This is a genomic window from Paenibacillus sp. 01T442, from assembly GCF_056398345.1.
Window position 1 is genome coordinate 1 of the sequence record NZ_JBFTPF010000018.1, and the last position, 21,510, is coordinate 21,510.

19 protein-coding genes and 1 rRNA gene are annotated in these 21,510 nt (G+C 41.8%); 11 read left to right on the forward strand and 9 right to left on the reverse strand.

The genetic code is table 11. From position 1 onward, the window contains the following. From AC1DLM_RS16325 to dnaA, 9 genes are all read right to left on the reverse strand, one after another. A 16S ribosomal RNA gene (locus AC1DLM_RS16325) occupies positions 1-124 on the reverse strand; the annotation flags it as partial. A 326-nt stretch (positions 125-450) separates the two neighbouring features. Further along, positions 451-1,518, reverse strand: a complete 1,068-nt coding sequence (locus AC1DLM_RS16330; protein ID WP_441990152.1) for an HD-GYP domain-containing protein — start codon at positions 1,516-1,518, stop codon at positions 451-453. Positions 1,519-1,599: 81 nt separating this feature from the next. After that, entirely contained in the window at positions 1,600-4,092 is a 2,493-nt protein-coding gene (gyrA, locus tag AC1DLM_RS16335) for a DNA gyrase subunit A (protein WP_441990031.1), read from the reverse strand. A gap of 48 nt (positions 4,093-4,140) precedes the next feature. Continuing rightward, complete coding sequence (gyrB, locus tag AC1DLM_RS16340) at positions 4,141-6,057, reverse strand: DNA topoisomerase (ATP-hydrolyzing) subunit B (RefSeq protein WP_171636314.1); 1,917 nt, start codon at positions 6,055-6,057, stop codon at positions 4,141-4,143. A gap of 35 nt (positions 6,058-6,092) precedes the next feature. Further along, positions 6,093-6,341: an extracellular matrix regulator RemB gene (remB, locus tag AC1DLM_RS16345; protein WP_173117070.1), complete on the reverse strand. Its 249-nt coding sequence runs from the start codon at positions 6,339-6,341 to the stop codon at positions 6,093-6,095. 5 nt (positions 6,342-6,346) lie between these two features. After that, positions 6,347-7,465 (reverse strand): DNA replication/repair protein RecF, encoded by a 1,119-nt coding sequence (recF, locus tag AC1DLM_RS16350; RefSeq protein WP_056622696.1) that lies wholly within the window; start codon positions 7,463-7,465, stop codon positions 6,347-6,349. Positions 7,466-7,492: 27 nt separating this feature from the next. Further along, positions 7,493-7,708 carry a S4 domain-containing protein YaaA gene (yaaA, locus tag AC1DLM_RS16355; protein WP_056622694.1) on the reverse strand — a complete coding sequence of 72 codons (216 nt, stop codon included), beginning with the start codon at positions 7,706-7,708 and terminating at the stop codon, positions 7,493-7,495. A gap of 12 nt (positions 7,709-7,720) precedes the next feature. After that, positions 7,721-8,863 carry a DNA polymerase III subunit beta gene (gene dnaN, locus AC1DLM_RS16360; RefSeq protein ID WP_171636310.1) on the reverse strand — a complete coding sequence of 381 codons (1,143 nt, stop codon included), beginning with the start codon at positions 8,861-8,863 and terminating at the stop codon, positions 7,721-7,723. Positions 8,864-9,043: 180 nt separating this feature from the next. Further along, positions 9,044-10,411 carry a chromosomal replication initiator protein DnaA gene (gene dnaA, locus AC1DLM_RS16365; protein WP_056622690.1) on the reverse strand — a complete coding sequence of 456 codons (1,368 nt, stop codon included), beginning with the start codon at positions 10,409-10,411 and terminating at the stop codon, positions 9,044-9,046. Positions 10,412-11,036: 625 nt separating this feature from the next. On the opposite strand from dnaA, the gene rpmH reads away from it, so the two are divergent. The 11 genes from rpmH to AC1DLM_RS16420 all read left to right on the forward strand — a co-directional run bounded on the left by rpmH (position 11,037) and on the right by AC1DLM_RS16420 (position 21,503). Further along, positions 11,037-11,171 (forward strand): 50S ribosomal protein L34, encoded by a 135-nt coding sequence (gene rpmH, locus AC1DLM_RS16370; protein ID WP_028557239.1) that lies wholly within the window; start codon positions 11,037-11,039, stop codon positions 11,169-11,171. A gap of 135 nt (positions 11,172-11,306) precedes the next feature. Then, on the forward strand, positions 11,307-11,666 hold the full coding sequence (gene rnpA, locus AC1DLM_RS16375; protein WP_441990032.1) for a ribonuclease P protein component: 360 nt from the start codon (positions 11,307-11,309) through the stop codon (positions 11,664-11,666). Between the two features lie 71 nt (positions 11,667-11,737). Further along, on the forward strand, positions 11,738-12,511 hold the full coding sequence (gene yidC, locus AC1DLM_RS16380; RefSeq protein WP_246303121.1) for a membrane protein insertase YidC: 774 nt from the start codon (positions 11,738-11,740) through the stop codon (positions 12,509-12,511). Beyond that, entirely contained in the window at positions 12,508-13,125 is a 618-nt protein-coding gene (gene jag, locus AC1DLM_RS16385) for an RNA-binding cell elongation regulator Jag/EloR (protein WP_056622682.1), read from the forward strand. Before yidC ends, jag begins: the two co-directional genes overlap by 4 nt. A gap of 74 nt (positions 13,126-13,199) precedes the next feature. Next, on the forward strand, positions 13,200-14,576 hold the full coding sequence (gene mnmE, locus AC1DLM_RS16390; RefSeq protein ID WP_441990033.1) for a tRNA uridine-5-carboxymethylaminomethyl(34) synthesis GTPase MnmE: 1,377 nt from the start codon (positions 13,200-13,202) through the stop codon (positions 14,574-14,576). 46 nt (positions 14,577-14,622) lie between these two features. Then, entirely contained in the window at positions 14,623-16,518 is a 1,896-nt protein-coding gene (mnmG, locus tag AC1DLM_RS16395) for a tRNA uridine-5-carboxymethylaminomethyl(34) synthesis enzyme MnmG (protein ID WP_441990034.1), read from the forward strand. 4 nt (positions 16,519-16,522) lie between these two features. Beyond that, positions 16,523-17,248 carry a 16S rRNA (guanine(527)-N(7))-methyltransferase RsmG gene (rsmG, locus tag AC1DLM_RS16400; protein ID WP_441990035.1) on the forward strand — a complete coding sequence of 242 codons (726 nt, stop codon included), beginning with the start codon at positions 16,523-16,525 and terminating at the stop codon, positions 17,246-17,248. Positions 17,249-17,552: 304 nt separating this feature from the next. Further along, complete coding sequence (gene noc / locus AC1DLM_RS16405; protein ID WP_441990036.1) at positions 17,553-18,368, forward strand: nucleoid occlusion protein; 816 nt, start codon at positions 17,553-17,555, stop codon at positions 18,366-18,368. Positions 18,369-18,532: 164 nt separating this feature from the next. Beyond that, entirely contained in the window at positions 18,533-19,291 is a 759-nt protein-coding gene (locus AC1DLM_RS16410) for a ParA family protein (RefSeq protein WP_056622827.1), read from the forward strand. Continuing rightward, positions 19,288-20,160 carry a ParB/RepB/Spo0J family partition protein gene (locus AC1DLM_RS16415; RefSeq protein WP_056622671.1) on the forward strand — a complete coding sequence of 291 codons (873 nt, stop codon included), beginning with the start codon at positions 19,288-19,290 and terminating at the stop codon, positions 20,158-20,160. The genes AC1DLM_RS16410 and AC1DLM_RS16415 overlap by 4 nt, the downstream gene beginning before the upstream one ends. A 182-nt stretch (positions 20,161-20,342) precedes the next feature. Next, positions 20,343-21,503, forward strand: a complete 1,161-nt coding sequence (locus AC1DLM_RS16420; RefSeq protein ID WP_441990037.1) for an aminotransferase class V-fold PLP-dependent enzyme — start codon at positions 20,343-20,345, stop codon at positions 21,501-21,503. Positions 21,504-21,510: the final 7 nt, after the last annotated feature.

Here is a 21,510-nt window from a genome sequence, read left to right on the forward strand (position 1 = left end):
AGGTTACCTACGTGTTACTCACCCGTCCGCCGCTAGCTTACCCCGAAGGATAAACCCGCTCGACTTGCATGTATTAGGCACGCCGCCAGCGTTCGTCCTGAGCCAGGATCAAACTCTCCATAATAGAAAAGCTGAAATGCTCATTTTGATGCTAGCGAGATTTTGCAATCTCTTTTATAGTCGATTGCCCGACTGTGCTTACTCACTCGTTGTTCAGTTTTCAAAGATCAATTATTTCCTTATCAATCCTTCGCCCCTCAAAGGCGACTTGATCAATATACCACATCGGCCTACTCGATTGCAAGAAGTTTTTTTAAATTTCTTTCGTTCTTTCGTTCGACCGCCGAAGCGACAAGGAGTAATATAACAAATACCTGAAAGGATTGCAAGTTTTATTTACAATATAAAAAAAACCTCCACTCTCAGCGAGTGAAGGTTGACTAGAGTATTTTAAATATGGCCGATCACATCTTGAATGAATAGATTTCTTTCGACGGTTAAGTTAACGATTGTACCATTGACATTAACCCATGGTCTTGTAGGATGTGAGCGATCAGAGAACACGATCTCGCCTACACGGTTGTCACTTAGTTTCACAAGTGTTCCGTTACTAATTTGCGTAGATTTGTTCATAAAGACTTGAACGAGTGTAGGATCTACTTTACCGAAGGATTCGTTCAACAACTGCTCTAATACTACATAGGGCGACAGAGCACCTTTGTAATAACGCTCATTTGTCATCGCGTTATAGATATCAGCAATAGCAACAATTTTGGCATACATATGAATCTTATCTGACTTTACACCGAGCGGATAGCCTGAACCATCTTCTCTTTCATGATGTTGAAGGGCTGTTAATTTCACACCTTCATTAATGCCAGACATATTCTTAAGAATCTGGTAGCCAATCAGTGTATGTTGCTTAATCTCGTCCATTTCTGAAGCATTTAAAGGCGTCTTCTTCTCCAGAAGTGTGCGATCCACTTTGCTGGTACCAATATCGTGAAGTAAACCTGCCATTGCAATTTGAAGTAAATCCTTCTGCGGAAGACCTGCCCATTTTGCTAAGGAGTACGAGGCTAAGCTCACTAAAATGCTTTTATGATAAATATACTCATGTAGATTCCGATTCTTAGGTGTGAAGGTGAGCACTTTATAAGCATCAATATGTCGAATTAGCGTTTCGAGACCTGTCCGTATTTCTAAAATAGGAAGCTGTTGTCCGCCATTAGCAAGAAGAAAAACTCTCTTCAGCAGTTTCACCATATTATGATATTCCACATAAAACGGATGAACAGCCTCAACTTCTTTCACTTTGGGCTCTTCACTCACTTGCTCCACTTCATTGCCGTTCTTAACTTCAATATAAACAGAAGGAATGAGAAATGCTTTCAGAATTTCGAGTTCTCTCTCCTGAATGATTCTTCCTTTGTGAAAAAGCGTATTGCCCATCTTGGTTATTACAATATCGCCTAATCTTTCACCATATTTTAATTGCGAAACGGCTACTGTCGGCACGGTCATTCACTCACCTTACTATTTCGTATACTTCTTATTGTAAAGTAAAAGGGATGGGTTTGTAAGCCCCATCCCTACATTTTATTCTTCTGACTCTGTTGCTTCTGCTGACTCTTCCCAGTCGCCGTCATCCTCAGACTCGTTCTGTTCTTCATTCTTCTGAACGCGAGCCAACGTCCCTACTTCGTCATCTTCACGTATGTTAATCAGACGAACACCTTGCGTATTACGACCCATAACAGAAATGCCGTCCATGCTTGTACGTATGACAGTACCCGATGCGGAAATAATCATCAGATCCTCATCTTCTTGCACCACTTTAAGACCGACAATCGGACCGTTCTTCTCCGTGACATTTAAAGTTTTGATCCCTTTACCGCCACGTGATTGAATCCGATACTCGGAAACAGGTGTCCGTTTACCGAAGCCTTTGGATGTTACGATTAGTACACTATTATCTTCATGAACAACGTCCATATCGATGACAGCATCTTCATCATCCAAGTGAATACCTTTTACTCCCGTAGCCGATCTGCCCATTGAACGCACATCACTCTCTGGGAAGTGAATGGACATTCCTAGCTTGGTCCCCATAATAATGCCCTGGTTACCGTCCGTAAGCTTCACACCAATGAGATCATCATCTTCTCGTAAATTAATGGCGATTAAACCGCCTTTACGAATGTTTGAATAATCATCAATTGGTGTTTTCTTAACAACCCCTTGCTTAGTTGCAAAGAACAGATACTGCTCTGTTTCAAAGCTTTCAACAGGAATGACCGCATTGACGGTTTCCCCTTGTTCGATTTGAATCAAGTTAATAATTGGTGTTCCACGAGCTGTACGGCTCAAATCTGGAATCTCATAAGCTTTCAAACGATAGACTTTACCTTTATTCGTAAAGAACATCAGATAATGATGTGTATTCGTTACGAACAAATGTTCCACGAAGTCATTATCTTTCGTATCCATACCGACGACACCACGTCCTCCACGCTTCTGGTTCCGATACGTCGTAACCGGTAGGCGCTTAATGTAGCCAGTGTGCGTTATCGTAATAACGACATCTTCACGTGGGATAAGGTCTTCATCTTCAATGCTTTCTTCACCAACTGTAATCTCAGAACGTCGGTCATCACCGAACTTTTCTTTAATTTCATTCAGTTCTTCGCTAATGATCGCAAGAATCAGCTGCTCATCGGCAAGAATCGCTTTAAGCTCAGCAATTCTCTTCATGAGTTCCACATATTCCGCTTCAATCTTCTCACGTTCCAAACCAGTCAAACGCTGTAAACGCATATCAAGAATGGCTTGTGCTTGATCCAGGCTCAGACTAAATGTCGTCATGAGTCCTTCTCTCGCCTCATCCGTTGTACGAGAAGAGCGAATTAATGCAATAACTTGATCCAGGTGATCAAGTGCAATACGTAAACCTTCTAAAATGTGCGCTCTAGCTTCCGCTTTACGCAAATCAAATTCGGTTCTACGACGAATGACTTCTTGTTGATGTTTAAGATAATAATGCAGCATCTCACGAAGATTCAAAACTTTTGGTTCTCCGTTGACGAGAGCGAGCATAATGATTCCAAAATTGGATTGCATGGCTGTCTGTTTGAACAAGTTGTTCAGAACAACGTTAGGATTAACATCGCGTCGCAGCTCAATAACCACACGCATCCCGTTGCGGTCTGACTCATCTCGAAGATCTGTGATTCCGTCGATCTTCTTCTCGCGCACAAGCTCAGCGATTTTCTCTACTAATCTTGCTTTATTTACTTGATAAGGCAGCTCATTCACAATGATTCTAGCCTTATTATTATTCTCTTCAATGACCGTTCTAGCTCTCATCGTAACGGAGCCTCTACCTGTGGTATAGGCTGATCTGATACCTTCGCGTCCAAGAATGAATCCGGCCGTTGGGAAATCAGGTCCTTTGATCGCTTGCATTAATTCCATAGGCGTGACATCTGGATTCTCAATCATCATCTGAATACCCTCGATAACCTCTCTTAGGTTATGTGGAGGAATATTCGTTGCCATACCTACGGCGATCCCTGAACTACCGTTAACGAGTAAGTTCGGGAAACGAGAAGGGAGAACGACGGGCTCATTTTCTTCGCCATCGTAGTTTGGTTTATAATCGATTGTCTCTCGGTTAATATCACGAAGAAGCTCCATAGCAATCTTCGACAAACGAGCCTCGGTATAACGCATGGCTGCTGCCATATCACCGTCGATGGATCCAAAGTTCCCATGCCCATCAACCAGCATATAACGCAGGGAGAAATCTTGTGCCATCCGAACCATGGTTTCGTAAACAGCGGTATCACCATGTGGATGATATTTACCGATAACTTCACCAACGATTCTCGCTGATTTCTTATGTGGCTTATCTGGAGACATACCTAGTTCAGACATCGCAAACAAGATACGGCGATGAACCGGCTTCAGACCGTCTCTAACATCTGGCAGTGCGCGACTGACAATGATACTCATCGCATAGTCTAAGAAGGATGTACGCATTTCGGTCGAAATGTCAATTTCTTTGACTTGCGAATGTAATTCTTCGCTCATGAATGTTCCTCCTGAAAGCTTACATCGTTTGCAACGTCACGGACGACGTTAGATATCTAAATTTTTCACGTATTTCGCATGTTCCTCGATAAAATCACGTCTAGGCTCTACATTATCGCCCATCAATGAATCAAAGAGTGTATCTGCTTCTATAGCATCTTCGATCGTCACTTGCAGAAGTGTACGGCTTTCCGGATCCATAGTTGTTTCCCAAAGCTGCCCCGGATTCATCTCGCCAAGTCCTTTGTAACGTTGGACATTGACTTTCACGCCTTCACCAAACTCTTGCATAATGATTTCACGTTGCTTCTCGTTATACGCATATCGAATCGTTTTATTACGCTCAAGCTTAAAGAGTGGTGGTTGTGCAATATACACATAGCCAGTCTCAATTAGTTTTTTCATGTAACGGTATAAGAAGGTAAGCAGCAAGGTACGAATATGCGCACCATCCACATCTGCATCCGTCATGAGGATAATTTTGTGATAACGTGCTTTGGTAATATCAAAATCATCGCTGATTCCTGTCCCGAAAGCTGTAATCATAGCACGGATTTCAGTATTGGATAAGATACGATCCAAGCGTGCTTTCTCTACATTCAAAATTTTACCACGCAGAGGCAGAATCGCTTGAAAGTGACGATCACGTCCTTGCTTAGCTGAACCACCTGCAGAGTCACCTTCTACAATGTAAATCTCACTGATTGAAGCGTCTTTGGAAGAGCAATCTGCTAGTTTACCTGGCAGGGCACTAACTTCAAGCGCACTTTTGCGGCGAGTCAATTCTCTAGCTTTACGCGCAGCTTCTCTGGCTCTAGCAGCTTGAATACCTTTTTCAAGGATTTTGCGAGCTACGGCTGGGTTCTCTTCCAGGAATTCTTGCAGTTTCTCTGCGAAAAGGGATTCCACAATACCACGAACTTCACTGTTACCAAGTTTCGTCTTCGTTTGACCTTCGAACTGAGGCTCTGGAATTTTCACGGAAATAATCGCAGCAAGACCCTCGCGCACGTCATCCCCAGAAAGATTCGAGTCGCTTTCTTTGATCGAATTATTTTTACGGGCGTAGTCATTCAGGATCCGCGTCAGTGCGCTCTTGAATCCTGATTCATGCGTTCCACCCTCGTGTGTGTTGATATTGTTAGCAAAAGAGTAAATGTTTTCGGTATAGCTATCGTTGTACTGTAGTGCAATCTCGATCGAAATATTGTCTTTAGCACCTTCAACATAGATCGGCAATTCATTGACGACTTCACGGTTGCGATTTAAATGCTGTACAAAGGACACAATACCGCCTTCGTACATATGCGTTGCCACCGTATCCGTACGCTCATCTATTAAGTTAATCTCGATGCCTTTATTCAAGAAAGCAAGTTCGCGAATTCTGGATTGCAGCGTATCGAAATCATATTCTGTCGTTTCTTTGAAAATCTCTGGATCCGGTTGGAACGTAACTGTCGTACCTGTTTCTTCCGTTTCTCCGATGATTTTCACATCATATTGAGGCACACCGCGGCGATATTCTTGTTGATGAATTTGGCCTTCACGCTTAACTTGAACCAAAAGCAGCTCTGACAACGCATTTACAACAGAGATACCAACCCCGTGAAGTCCGCCTGAAACTTTATAACCAGAATCGTCCCCACCGAATTTCCCACCAGCATGAAGCACGGTAAGAACAACTTCGAGTGTCGGTCTTTTCAGTTTGGCATTCTCACCGACAGGAATCCCACGTCCGTTATCGATAACGGATATGCTATTATTTTTATGGACAATCACATCGATCTTTGTACAAAAACCGGCCAGGGCTTCATCGATACTGTTATCTACAGCTTCCCAAACGAGATGGTGCAGTCCTCGGGCACTGGTTGAACCAATATACATACCCGGTCTTTTGCGAACGGCTTCTAAACCTTCCAGAACCTGAATCTGACTGTCATCGTACGCATTTTGATTCACAGACATGCTACTCTTCACCTGCTTTTTTATATTAAAAGAAGTTAATTCGTCAATAACTGATTAGCTCTTTTCTTGAGCGTGGTTGAGGAAATGGGGGAATAGTAGACTTTACTTTTGGTAACGACTAGTGATTTGCAATCTTCCTCACCAATTTGCTCCGTTCTTTTATCCTTTAATGCTTGTTGAATGAATTGCTTTGATATTTTGGATGACTTCTCAATCGAAATATCAAATATAGCAATCAATTCAGACGCTCTAATGATTTTCTCTCCACCCAAATGAATAAACATGCTTCTCAGCTCCTGCCGCTTACATTTCCTTTCAAAACATGAAACACGGAAGCATGATCCAGTTGGTCCAAATGAACACTCTCTAGACCTGTTGTCGTAATAAACGTTTGGACTTTCTGCTGAAACGTGCGAATTAACTGTGTCTGTCTATATTCATCCAGTTCCGATAGGACATCATCTAGCAATAGCAGAGGATACTCGCCAACTTCTTCATGAATGAGCTCAATTTCTGCTAGCTTGAGTGATAGCGCGGTTGTACGCTGCTGGCCTTGGGAACCGTACGTTTGGACTTCTTTGTCATTTATGAAAAAGAGAAGATCGTCACGATGAGGGCCTACTAAAGTTACGCCTCTTCGGAATTCCTGATCTTTCACCAAAGATAACTTTATCATAAATTGGTTTAATAAAACAGATTCATCTTCAAATGGCTCCATGTCAAAAGAAGGGGAGTAGCGAATCACTAACGATTCACTGTCGTTCGTTATCCCTCTGTGGATATTCTCCGCCCATTTTTGAAGCTTCTTTATGAAGTTTTGACGCTTTTTCATAATTTTAACACCATACTGTGCTAATTGTTCATTCCAGATGTCTAACATGGCATCAGGTGTGCTTTTTCCGGGGTAATTTTGCTTTAAATAATTATTTCGTTGCACCAAGATTTTCTGATACTGAGATAAGTCGTGAATATAGGAGGGCTGTACTTGGCCGATTTCCATATCAAGAAAACGTCGTCTTATGCCAGGTGTTCCTTTGACGATCTCTAAATCCTCCGGCGCAAACATCACAACGTTCAGTGCACCAATAAAATTACTGAGTTTTTTCTGCTCAAGACCATTAATCTTCGCTTTTTTCCCCTTTGAAGAGATGGAGAGATCCAACTTACAGTTCCCGTACAATTTCTGAATCTCAGCATGCAGTAGTGTTTGCTCACCGTTCCAGCCAATCAGTTCTTTGTCCTGGTGGGTACGATGTGATTTGGTCATTGCCATCACGTAGATGGATTCCAGCAAGTTCGTTTTACCTTGTGCGTTGGGCCCAACGAAAATATTCACGTTATTCGATGTTGTTAATTCAACATGATCGTAATTTCTATAATGACTGAGTACGAGTTTGTTCAGAAACATGGCCGATCATCCCCCTGGTTATTTCGATCAGGAGCTTATGACCTCGAATTGTCCAAAACCTTCTACCTTGACGATATCCTGCGGCACAAGTTTCCGACCTCTGCGATTTTCAGCTTGCCCGTTCACTTCGATTTTGGTTTCCACAACAAAAAATTTAGCTTGTCCACCTGTGGATATACAGTCCGATAATTTCAGAAACTGACCAAGTGTAATATATGCAGTGTTGATAACTATTTGTTTCATACGAGCGCTCCCTTAATTCGTTGTTCGATATGGCAAAATTAACTGCAAAATATTCGTCGAATCTTGCGGTTTCATAATGATCGGCTGCATAGCTCCCGTAAATCCAATTTGAATAAATTCGGAGTCGAGTACCTTCAGTGCATCCAACATATATTTGGAGTTAAACGAAATCTTAAGTAAATCACCAACAATATGCTGCAGGGCAATTTGTTCGGTTACTTTACCTAGCTCGGAGGAGCTGGATGAGATTTCGATGGTTTTGTCTTCAAGCATCATCATTTTAACAATATTCGTTTTGTCTTCTTTGGAGAGAAGGTAGGCACGATCGATCGCTTCTGCCAATTCTTTCGTTGGAACAACCATTTCCGTTTGAAAGGATTGCGGAATTAGCTTAGACGTATCTGGGTAAGTGCCATCTAAAATACGCGAATAAAATAAAATGTTTTGAATTTTGAATAAAACCTGGTTGTCCGCAATAACTATATCTATAAGGGTGTTTTGATCAGGCAAAATTTTGCTTAACTCATTCAGTGTACGTCCTGAAATAACGATATTAGGCAGGTTTTGTGCTTGTTCGTTATCAACGGTGACTTCTCTACTTGCCAGGCGATGACGATCGCATGCGATAAATTTCAACTTATCACCTGTAATGTTCCAAAGAACCCCTGTAAGAATAGGCGTGGATTCATTGGTTGATACGGCATAGGACGTTTGTTTAATCATTGTTTTAAGCAAATCACTTGGAAGGCGAAGCATTTTGCTTTCTTCGATTTCAGGAAGCAGTGGATACTCATCTGGGTCTAAGCCCATGATTTGAATTTCGGAAGAACCTGAACGAATAATCGTTTGGAAGTTGGCTTTTACTTCAATTTCGATTAGCTGTGCTGGCAGCTTGCGAATGATTTCAACGAAAAATTTAGCGGGAAGGACAACACTCCCAGCTTGAATAAGTTCAATAATTTTAATTGTGCTGTTTTCACTTGCTGTAAAGCTTTGAATAGAAATGTCGGTGTCACTAGCTGTTAGCGTAACACCGCTTAAGGTTGCATCTATTTTGATCCCTGTAAGAATGGGTATCGTTGTTCGAGAGGATATGGCTTTGGAAACGTGACCAATGGATTCGATTAAATGGTCTTTTAGGATAGTTAATTTCATGACTTCACTCCTGCAGTTCTTTTTTTACGGTGCGTTAGCATAATCATTATATAATAACATTCTTTATTAGTAATAGCAGTAGGGGCTCTGGATATGTGGATATGTGGATGAACCTGAGATAGAGCAAGCCTATCCACATGTGAATAGATTGTGCATAGGCTTATGGAAAAAGTGATGTTATTAAGAGGGGTTTTTGATGCGTTCCGTTAAGTTATGGACAATCTTATATAATTCTTGATCCACTTTGAGCTGCTGCACAATTTTCTCATGCGCATGTATGACAGTCGTATGATCACGACCCCCAAAATTATCTCCGATTTTCGGCAATGAGAAGTCTGTGAGCTCCCGTGCAAGGTACATGGCTACTTGCCTTGGGAAAGCCACGGCTTTCGTTCGTTTACGAGCTTTGAAATCCTCGAGCTTTAAGCCATAGAATTCTCCAACTCGCGCTTGAATATCCTGTATCGTAATGACTCTTGGTCGGTTTGATGGGATGATATCCTTCAACGCTTCAGCCGTTAAATGAACGCTAATATCTTGATTAATAAGGGACGAGTACGCGACAACGCGTATTAAAGCACCCTCCAGTTCTCGGATATTCGTATCAATTTGGTTCGCGATATAGATCATGGCCTCATTCGGAATCTCTAGATTCTCGGCTTTAGCCTTTTTGCGTAAAATAGCGATACGTGTTTCGAGATCTGGCGGTTGAATATCTGTGATAAGTCCCCATTCAAATCGTGAGCGTAACCGATCTTCAAGGGTTGGAATCTCTTTGGGCGGGCGGTCACTTGAGATAATAATTTGTTTTCCTTCCTCATGAAGCGCGTTAAATGTGTGGAAAAACTCTTCCTGTGTTCCTTCTTTCCCCGCAAGGAATTGAATATCATCGATGAGCAGTACATCAATGGTTCGATACTTGTTACGAAAGCCTTCCCCGCGGTTATCACGGACTGCATTGATAAATTCATTCGTAAACTTTTCGGAGGATATATATAGAACCCGAGAGCCAGGGTTATGTTCGAGTACATAATGTCCGATCGCATGCATGAGATGAGTTTTACCTAGTCCAACACCCCCATATAAAAAGAGGGGATTATACGCTTTCGCCGGCGCTTCAGCTACGGCGAGGGAAGCAGCGTGAGCAAAACGATTGCCAGATCCGATAACGAAGGTATCAAATGTGTACCTAGCGTTCATCATACTTGTAAAGTTTTCTTCACCAGCAACAATGGCTGGACCTTTGGGAGGAATGACAACGGGTTGAATGGCTTGCATCGATTGTGACTTCTGATCTTCAGTTTCGATGATGAATTTAACGGATACATGCTTTCCCGTAAAATCGTAGATTGTTCCTTCGATTAGTTTCGTGTATCTACTCTCAAGCCACTCCTGCGCAAAATTATTAGGTGCGCAAATAATGACTGTTGAATCGTTGAATACAGTGGCCTTCGTCGATTTGAGCCAGGTGTCAAAACTTGGTTTACTGAGCTTCGTTTGAATAATCGTTAAAATTTGTTGCCAAAGGTCCGTAGAATGGCCTTCCACAGTACTTCACTCCTTTTGAATCAAACATGTGGCATAGGCCAGGGGAAACTTGGTTATGATTTATGAATAAAACGTGAAAATAAACAACTCACGTTGGAATCTTGAAGAATTGGTAGTTAGCATGTAGTGTGCCCAAATATCGTCTAAAAGAATCTAGTGTCTGGTGGGGTCAAAAAAGGATGACTTTTGTCGGTTTTATCCACATTACTAAGGATCCGCAGAAATGACTTATTCTTGTAGAGGGAAGTTTGTGCACATTATTATCCACAGGGTGTTGATAACTCGGAGGATTAGTGGTGTATATCCACAGCAGAAACATTACTATCTTAACAAAAGATACCTTGTTAATCAACGGATTGTTTCGTATTATCCACAATAACAACAACTTGTGGGTAGAAATTGTTCACAACACAAGATATTGTTGATATTCTGTTGATTTTCGACAAAGTTTGTTCTTTCTCGTCAAAACTTTATGCACAGCTTATTCTTTTTGTCGTTCTCGAGGTATTCTGCCATCTAAATACTGCACACTTGGGTAGGTTGACTTTCTTCTGTGAAAATGATTTAATGAGTAGTAGAAATTTTGTAGGATGGATATCCTCAGCCAGGTAGGGAGGTGCTATAGATGGGTCCAACATTTAACCCGAATACGAGAAAGCGTAAGAAGAACCATGGTTTCCGTAAAAGAATGAGCACGAAGAACGGTCGTAAAGTTCTACAAGCTCGTCGTCTTAAAGGAAGAAAAGTTCTTAGCGCGTAAGAAGAGGCTCCGAAAGGGGCTTTTTTTTTTGCATTTTGTTGTTCGGTTTACATCGAGCTGGTTTTGTTAAAACTAGATTAGATATGTAGTGTTCTTTCAACTAATGAATGTGATCTGTCTGGAGTGTACATGGGTGTGGAGAAACAATATCGGTTAACAAAAAGAGAAGACTTTAGTAAGGTGTATCGCTATGGCAAATCGATGGCCAATCAGCAATTCGTTCTATACTATTTGCCGCAGCCGAAAGCAGAAGATTTTCGTTTCGGTGTATCGGTTTCCAAGAAAATTGGAAATGCCGTTGTACGTAATCGTTTGAGAAGAATGATGAAAGAAATTATTCGGTTGAAAAAAGAAAACATGACGCCTCAATATGATTACATTCTGCTAGCTAGAAAACCTGTTGTTGATATGGCTTACGCAGACATGGAGAAGAGTATCTGGCATGTCATTCGTAAAGCTTCTTTATATAAAAAAAATGACGCCACAAAAAAGTGACGCAATATTTCCTTGCGGACTGAAGATGTGTTATAGTTTATCTTGGAAAAGACATTTAGGAGGATCTCATTTTGACTCGTCGAATTTATATGCTAGTAGCACTGTCTTCGGTGATTTTACTTTTGTCCGGATGTAGCCCGTCAAGTGCAGCATCAGCGCCAATCGACCCGAACACGGCTAATTTTTTCACTAAGTACTTTACGTACCCGCTTTCAAAAACGCTTGACTGGTTCGCCGATCATCTATGGGGTCAATATGGATTATCCATCTTGGTTGTTACACTGATTATTCGATTGATTATTTTGCCGCTTACGCTTAAGCAATACAAAAGCTCCAAACGGATGCAGGATCTGCAGCCTGAAATGAAAAAGCTTAAAGAGAAATATAAAGATGATGCGAAAAAGCAACAAGAAGAAACGATGAAACTATTTCAACAAAATGGTGTAAATCCGTTAGCTGGTTGTTTTCCAATCATTGTCCAAATGCCAATTCTAATCGCACTTTATCAAGCGATTATGCGTAATCAAGAAATTCATGAGCACACGTTCCTATGGTTGAATCTTGGTAAGCCGGATCACCTTTACATCTTACCGTTGATTGCCGCGGCTACGACGTTCATTCAACAAATGTTTATGTCTTCCCAGATGAATCAACAAATGAAAAGCTTGATGTACATTTTCCCGGTCATGATTTTCGTTATGTCCATGAATTTTGCGTCGGCACTTCCGCTTTACTGGATTTACGGTAACATTTTCACAATCGTTCAGTCTTATTTCATCTATGGTGCTCCTGGTTCACAAAAAAAGCCTGGATCTCAAAATAATAAGGGTGGCCTGTCGAAATGAAGAAAATCGTGGTGACTGGAAAGACAATTGAACTAGCAGTTAAATCTGGTCTAGATCAATGGCAAGTTTCGGAGGATCGTGTACAAATTCATATTTTGGAACAGCCCTCACGAGGGTTGTTCGGGTTTATTGGCTCCAGAGTTGCGAAGGTTGAGCTCGAATTGATACCCGATCCACTTGAGGAAGCGATAGCTTTCTTACAAGATATGTTCGAAGCGATGCAAATTTCCATCACCATAGATACACATAAAGATCGTGAAGGCTATATCTTAAACATGAGTGGCTCGGAATTAGGTATTTTGATCGGAAAAAGAGGACAAACACTGGATGCGCTTCAGTATTTAGTCAATATTGTTGGTAATCGATATGCGAATTCTCATTTCCGTATCATCTTAGATGCGGAAAATTTCCGTGATCGACGGAAGAAAACGTTGGAAGAGCTGGCGTTAAGACTAGCTAATCGCGTGATCAAGTCGAAAAAAGAAGTTATTTTGGAGCCAATGAATTCGCAAGAACGTAAAATTATTCATGCGGAATTACAAGGGCACCCAGTTATCAAAACGTACAGTAAAGGCGAAGAACCGAATCGTCGGGTTGTCATCGCTGTTAAATAACACAGATCGCAATGACTGGGTTCATATGTCATTGCTTTTTCTTTAAGATGAGGTAAATTCGAGGTGCAAATACTATGTTAAATGATACGATTGCTGCTATTTCTACACCGCTTGGTGAGGGTGGGATAGCGGTTATTCGTGTGAGCGGCGAGGATTCTGTCACATACGTTGAACGTATTTTCCGCTCCAAAACGAAATTATCTGTTGCTGACACGCATACGGTACATTATGGATTCATTATAGAACCTGCTTCCGCCGAAAAGGTAGAGGAGGTTCTAGTTACGTTAATGAAAGCTCCGCGATCCTTCACTATGGAGGATGTTGTTGAAATTAGTTGTCACGGTGGGATTGTCTCCGTTAAGAAAGTACTTGATTTACTGCTAATACAAGGGGTTCGCTTAGCTGAGCCAGGTGAGTTTACGAAGCGAGCTTTCTTGAATGGTCGTATTGACTTAACGCAAGCAGAAGCGGTTATAGATTTAATTCGGGCTAAATCCGATCGAGCATTCAAGGTAGCTTTGAAGCAAGTGGAAGGCAATTTATCGAAACAGATTAAGCATTTACGATACATTCTGGTGGAGTTAATGGCTCATGTTGAAGTGAATATTGATTACCCGGAACATGATGTAGAGGAAATGACAAATGCATTCATCAAGACGAAGTGTGATACGGTCATGTTAGATATTGATCGTTTATTGGTGACCGCAGAACAAGGTAAAATATTGCGCGAGGGCATTGAGACGGCCATTGTCGGCAAACCTAATGTTGGGAAGTCTTCCTTGTTGAATGAATTAGCCCAAGAGAATCGGGCCATTGTTACGGATATTCCAGGAACTACGCGAGATGTCATTGAGGAGTTCGTTAATATTGGCGGTATCCCATTGAAGCTGCTTGATACAGCTGGTATTCGTGAAACTTCGGATATTGTCGAACAGATTGGTGTGGAGCGCTCTAAGACTGCCTTAGCCGAGGCTGATCTCATTTTACTGGTACTGAATAGTAACGATGAGCTTCAACTCGACGAGATTGCGTTGATGAAGCAGTTAGCGGATAAACAAACGATCGTTATTTTGAATAAGATTGATTTGGATCGCAAATTAGATGTGGAACAGGTACTCAGTTATTTCCCGCATGAGCGTATTGTGGAACTGTCCCTGATTGAGAATAAAGGTATTGAGGATTTGGAAAAAGCGATCGCGGCGATTTTCTTTGAAGGAAAGCTCGAATCCAGTGATTTAACATATGTGAGTAATGTTCGTCATATTTCTTTGTTGAAGCAGGCTAAGCGTTCCTTGCAGGATGCGTTGGATGCCAATGAACAATATGTGCCGATTGATATGATTCAAATTGATATCCGGGCTGCTTGGGAGCAGCTAGGGGAGATTATCGGAGATTCTGTAGGGGAATCCTTAATCGATCAAATTTTTACACAATTCTGCTTAGGAAAATGAAAATCGACAGCATTTGCGTTTTCATAAAAGAGGGAGGGACGTTTCTATGGGATATCACGCAGGGAATTATGACGTTATCGTTATCGGTGCCGGACATGCAGGTTGCGAGGCAGCATTAGCTTCAGCTCGCATGGGTTGTAATACGTTGTTATTAACGATCAATTTGGACATGGTTGCTTTCATGCCTTGTAACCCATCTATCGGTGGTCCAGCGAAAGGACACGTTGTTCGTGAGATCGACGCGCTTGGCGGTGAGATGGGTCGCAATATTGATAAAACTTACATTCAACTTCGTATGTTGAATACAGGTAAGGGACCAGCTGTTCATGCGCTGCGCGCTCAAGCCGATAAATTTTCGTATCAGCACAAAATGAAAGAAACGATTGAAGCTACACCTAATTTGACACTCCGTCAAGGAATGGCAGAGGAGCTTATCGTTGAGAATGGTGTTTGCAAAGGTTTGATTACAAAGACAGGCGCTGAGTATTATGCAAAATCTGTCGTTTTGACCACCGGTACGTATTTGCGCGGTAAGGTCATCATGGGCGAACTGATGTACGAGAGCGGGCCCAATAATCAACAACCCTCGGTTAAATTATCGGAGTCCTTGCGTAAGCTAGGCTTTGACTTAGTTCGATTTAAAACAGGAACGCCACCGCGCGTTCATGGAGATACGATTGATTTTAGCAAAACAGAAATTCAGCCTGGCGATGAGCAACCAAAGTTTTTCTCGTTCGAAACGAAGTATGGTTCCAATCATAATCAACAATTGCCTTGCTGGTTAACTTATACGTCTGCAGAAACTCACCAAATTATTAATGATAATCTCCATCGCGCTCCGATGTTCTCTGGTGCTATCGAAGGGACTGGACCGAGGTATTGTCCTTCTATAGAAGATAAAATTGTTCGTTTCGCTGATAAGGCAAAGCATCAAATCTTCCTAGAGCCAGAAGGTCACAGTACGTCGGAGTATTATGTTCAAGGTCTTTCTACGAGTATGCCGGAAGATGTGCAGTTGGGGATTTTACGTTCCATACCGGGGTTAGAAAAAGTTGAAATGATGCGTACCGGCTATGCGATCGAATACGATGCAGTTGTACCTACACAATTGAAGCCATCGTTGGAGACAAAGTTGGTTAGCGGACTTTTCACAGCTGGACAAATCAACGGAACATCAGGCTACGAAGAGGCTGCTGGTCAAGGGGTTATGGCTGGAATTAATGCCGCGCGTAAAGTACAAGAGAAGGAAGCAATTGTATTGGATCGTTCGGAAGGATATATCGGAGTTCTTATTGATGATCTTGTGACCAAGGGAACTAGTGAGCCGTACCGCTTACTAACTTCACGCGCAGAATATCGCTTGTTGCTTCGTCATGATAATGCTGATCTCCGCTTGACGCCGATTGGTCATGAAATTGGATTAATTTCTGAAGAACGCTATGCGAGATTTTCGAACAAAAAATCGCTAGTAGAGCAAGAAATTGAACGTTTATCTGAAGTGAAGGTGAGACCTGAGCCTCACGTTCAAGAATTGCTTCGAAGCTTGGAAAGCGTGGAATTGACGAATTCGGTACCAGCGATTTCCTTACTGCGTCGTCCGGAGATTGAATATAAACATATTGAGCAAATGACGATGTCTCCTTTTGACTTAGATGAAGATATGAAGGAGCAAGTTGGTATTCAAGTGAAATATGCTGGTTATATTGAAAAGCAAAGCAATCAAGTTGATCGTTTGCGAAAAATGGAAAAGAAGAAGATTCCGGATGATATTGAGTATAGCGAGATCCATGGAATTGCCACAGAGGCGAAACAGAAGCTCGCGAAAATCCGTCCAATCTCAATTGGCCAAGCATCTCGGATTAGCGGGGTTACACCTTCGGATATTTCGATCTTGCTTGTTTATCTCGAACATTACAATAGAGTCATAGCGGCTAGAGGTTAAAGATATGGATGCTATACAGCAACAATTCGCAGAGTTATTAGCCCAAGAGAACATCACTCTTTCTACGGAACAGTTAGCTCAGTTTGAACAGTACTACAAGACTCTTGTAGAGTGGAATGAGAAAATGAATTTAACAGGTATCACAGAGAGAGACCAAGTGTATCTTAAACATTTCTATGATTCTCTTTCTGTGGCTTTCAATTACGATATGGGGAAGGTTAAATCTCTTGCTGATATCGGTTCAGGCGCTGGATTCCCAAGCATACCTCTTAAAATTGCATTTCCTCATCTTCAAGTTACCATTGTTGATTCCTTGAATAAACGGATTTTATTCTTAAATGAAATTGTTTCTCAACTTGCTCTAATGGAGATGGATTGTGTGCACGGTAGGGCAGAGGATATTGCTAGGCTTCCTCGCTATCGTGATCACTTTGACCTCGTTACAGCTAGAGCTGTTGCGAAACTGCAAGTGCTGAATGAGTTCTGTCTTCCTTTTGCCAAGAGTGGTGGAACTTTCATTGCGATGAAGGGTTCCGAAGTGGATGATGAGATTAAAGATTCTTCTTTTAGTTTAGTAGAGCTGCGAGGGAAAGTTACGAAGGTTAATCGCATGATTTTGCCCATCGAAGAATCTGTAAGACATTTTGTAGAGATTAAGAAGACAGCTGCTACACCAGCTAAATATCCTAGGAAAGCGGGGATCCCTTTAAAGGAACCACTTTTCAAATGATAGAATTGTTTCACGTGAAACATTTGCCAGCTTACCTATTGTAGAGAAGGATTATGGCCTTCGATGGAGAATACCTATATAAGGTGAAAGCCCGTCATATACTGGCTTCGCCTTACCTTTTATTTGTGATGTTGTGGTTGGATATTCGCAATTGATAGATTAAATTTACTAGAATCAGACAGCATGAATGACATCGTCTCGGAATGGCGAAAAGATCTTTGCACCTTGTACAGGGCGTTGTATCCGTTTATTGAAACTGTACTGATCGCTTAAACTACGGGAAGAGTTGGTGGTAAGTTTTCCTATGAAAGAACAAATATCGAAGCTATTTGGCCTTGCAGATCGTTCGACGACGGATGAGGTCAAAAACATACCCGTAAATAGTATTATTCCAAGTCCCTATCAGCCAAGAACGTTATTCGATGATGATCGTATTGATGAATTATGCCAAACCATTCGAACACATGGTATTATTCAACCGATCGTTGTTCGAGTCAAAAATAATACATTTGAATTAATTGCTGGCGAACGACGCTTGCGTGCTGTTAAAAAGTTAGGTCTTGATACAATTCCAGCTATTGTTCGGGATTTCAACGATTCACAAGCGGCATCTATTGCGCTAATTGAAAATCTGCAGCGTGAAGGACTTACTGCGATTGAAGAGGCGGCAGCTTATCACCAGTTGATCGAGATGCATGATCTCACGCAGGAAAGCCTTGCACAGCGTTTGGGCAAAAGCCAATCCACAATCGCCAATAAGATTCGTTTATTGCAATTATGCGAACCTGTCAAAATGGCATTGATGGAGCGCAAGATTACGGAACGCCATGCACGAGCTTTACTAGCTCTGGATCAAGAAGAGCAACAGGTGAAATTGTTAGAAGAAATCATAACCAAAGAATTAAACGTAAAACAAACGGAGATTAAAATTAGTTTCCTAAAGGAAGCAGCCAAGCTTAAGAAGACACGCCGTGTATCTTTTACGAAAGATGTTAGGCTTGCTCTGAATACAATTCGACAATCCGTTGAGATGGTATCAAGCTCGGGATTACATATTAATACCTCAGAACAAGATCATGAAGATCATTACGAAATTATAATTAAGATTCCTAAGCGATAATTTAGGCATTACTGCTACCTAAAACGGCGCAAGCCGTTTTTTTTGCATCTAATGGCACGAATCTATCAAATATTCATAAGGTAACTGGTTGATAGATATGGTAAGATAGTACTACTGCTTGTTAAATAGCATTATGGAACATAAGCGATAGAGGTGAAATGGTTTTGTCTAAAATTATTGCAATAACGAATCAGAAGGGTGGCGTCGGCAAGACGACGACTTCTGTGAATCTAGGCGCTTCATTAGCTTCGCTTGGTAAACGCGTCCTTTTGGTTGATATTGACCCTCAAGGGAACACAACAAGTGGTATTGGTGTGAATAAAGCTGATGTAACAAATTGCATTTATGATGTATTGATTAATGACGTACATCCGAAAGATGCAACAGTTGAAACAAATGTACCGAATCTTAAAATTGTACCGGCAACGATTCAATTGGCTGGTGCAGAAATTGAATTGGTTCCAACCATTTCAAGAGAAGTTCGATTAAAGAAGTCACTTCAACTTGTCAAACACTTATATGATTATATTTTGATAGATTGCCCTCCATCACTTGGCCTTTTAACGATCAATTCTTTAACTGCCGCGGATTCCGTAATCATTCCTATTCAATGTGAATACTACGCATTAGAAGGTTTAAGCCAACTTCTGAACACGGTGCGATTGGTGCAAAAGCATTTAAATACAGGACTTCAAATTGAAGGTGTCCTATTGACGATGTTTGATGCAAGAACGAACTTAGGTATTCAGGTCATTGAAGAAGTTAAAAAGTACTTCCAAACAAAGGTTTATCAAACGATTATTCCTCGTAATGTACGTTTGAGTGAAGCGCCGAGTCATGGGCAATCCATTATTACGTATGATCCTAGATCAAAGGGCGCGGAAGTTTATTTAGAACTTGCTAAGGAAGTGATCTCAGTATGACCAAAGGCCTCTCTAAAGGTTTAGGTAAAGGATTAGACGCATTAATTACGTCCTTGCATATTGATGAGAGCGATAAAGTCATTCAGATTCCACTGGCTCAATTGAGAGCCAATCCGTATCAGCCTAGAAAGCATTTTAATGAAGATAGTATTAAGGAACTTTCAGAATCGATCAAAGAGCATGGCGTCATTCAGCCTATCATTGTTCGGAAGGTACTTAAGGGCTACGAGATCATTGCGGGCGAACGTCGTTTCCGTGCATCACAAGTTGCTGGAACGCCAACCATTCCAGCTGTAGAAAGAATTCTCTCTGATCAACAGGTAATGGAAATCGCATTGATCGAGAACGTGCAACGTGAGGATCTTAATGCGCTGGAGATCGCTTTTGCATATCAAGGCATCATTGATCAGTTCTCATTAACACAAGAAGAACTTTCAGCGAAGGTTGGTAAGAGTAGATCTCATATTGCCAATTTCCTAAGATTGCTTTCCCTGCCTGAATCGATTAAACAATATGTTTCACGTGGAACATTATCCATGGGTCATGCGAGAGCAATTGTTGGTGTGAAGGACGATAAGATTAAGAAAGAACTTGCAGAGTCAACGATCTCTAAACAATGGAGTGTTAGAGAACTTGAAGAAGCAATTAAGATGCTAGAAGAACCACCTGGCCCTGAAAAGGAAAAGGCAAAACAAAAAGAAAAAAATAGAGATCCGTATATCAATCAAGCAGAAGAGCAATTGCGAGACATTTATCGGACATCCGTGAAAATTAAGAGTCAGCAGGATAAAGGCAAGATCGAGTTGCTCTACTATTCAAAAGACGATCTCAACCGACTGCTAGAATTATTGCAAGGTAAAATCTCTTAGAAATTGCTAGCGTACCTATGGAGGCTGTCTGTTCATTAATTGTGAACGGACTGTCTCCTATGTTTTTCTTTCGAACAGAAGGAACAAACTAAGGTATGCTATATTTTTGACCATATATAATTGAATAAGGTATTTTTAAGTAATGCAGGTAGAGTAGGGACTTCTCGAAAGGGGCTGGACATATGAAAGACGTTATGTATTTCGACCAAGCAGCATCCTCGTGGCCGAAGCCGCCATCCGTGATGGATGCGATGATGCAATGCATGCAGGAGTATGCAGCGAATCCTGGTAGAGGCAGCCATCAAATGGCTGTGAAGGCAAGCCGCACATTGTTCGAAACGAGAAAGAATCTAGCCAAGTTATTCGGTGTCAGAAACCCTAACGATATTTCATTCGCATTAAATACGACACATGCACTAAACCAAGCGATCAAAGGCTTTGTAAAGCCGGGCGATCATGTAATCTGTACGAATGTTGAACACAATTCGGTGAGAAGACCGCTAGAATATTTAAAAGCCTCAGTTGGCGTCGAGCTTACCTATTTGCAACACGATGAGCAGGGGAATATGCAAATCAATGATTTGAAAGAAGCGTTTCGCGCGAATACGACACTCGTTGTGGTGAATCACAGTTCCAATTTACTTGGCACCATTATGCCAATTGGAGAAATTGGAGAGCTCTGCAGAAGCCGCGGCGTGAAGCTGCTTGTAGACGCGGCTCAGAGCGCCGGTGTTCTGCCTATTCATGTCGTTGATATGAATATCGACATGCTCGCCTTCCCAGGCCACAAGGGGCTCCTGGGGCCTCAAGGAACGGGTGGATTATACATCCATCCGGACATTGATTTGGAACCGTTGCTGCATGGTGGGACGGGCAGTCAGTCGGAGGCCATCCACCAGCCGACAGTACGGCCAGATCGCTATGAAGCAGGGACGCAGAACACACCAGGCATCGCTGGATTGAATGAAGGTGTGAAATTCGTCCTAGCGGAAACCGTGGACAAGATTCATGCGAAAGAGTGGGCACATACCCAGCAATTAATGGAAGAGCTACTGGGAATTGAAGGAGTTACGATTCTAGGGCCAAAGCTTGGACAAAATAAAACAGGAATCGTTTCCTTTAACATTCAAAATGTGGATTCATCGGAGGTTGCTTTTATCCTCGACCATTCGTTTCAAATTGCCGTGCGAGCGGGTTATCATTGTACACCGCTTGCACATGAAGTTGCCGGTACGTTGGCCAAGGGAGCAGTACGGTCGAGCATCGGGTATTTTACCACGGACGAAGAGGTAACGGCACTCATTGAAGCTGTCAAAGAGATTCAAGCGCAATATGCGAAGTAGAAAGAGG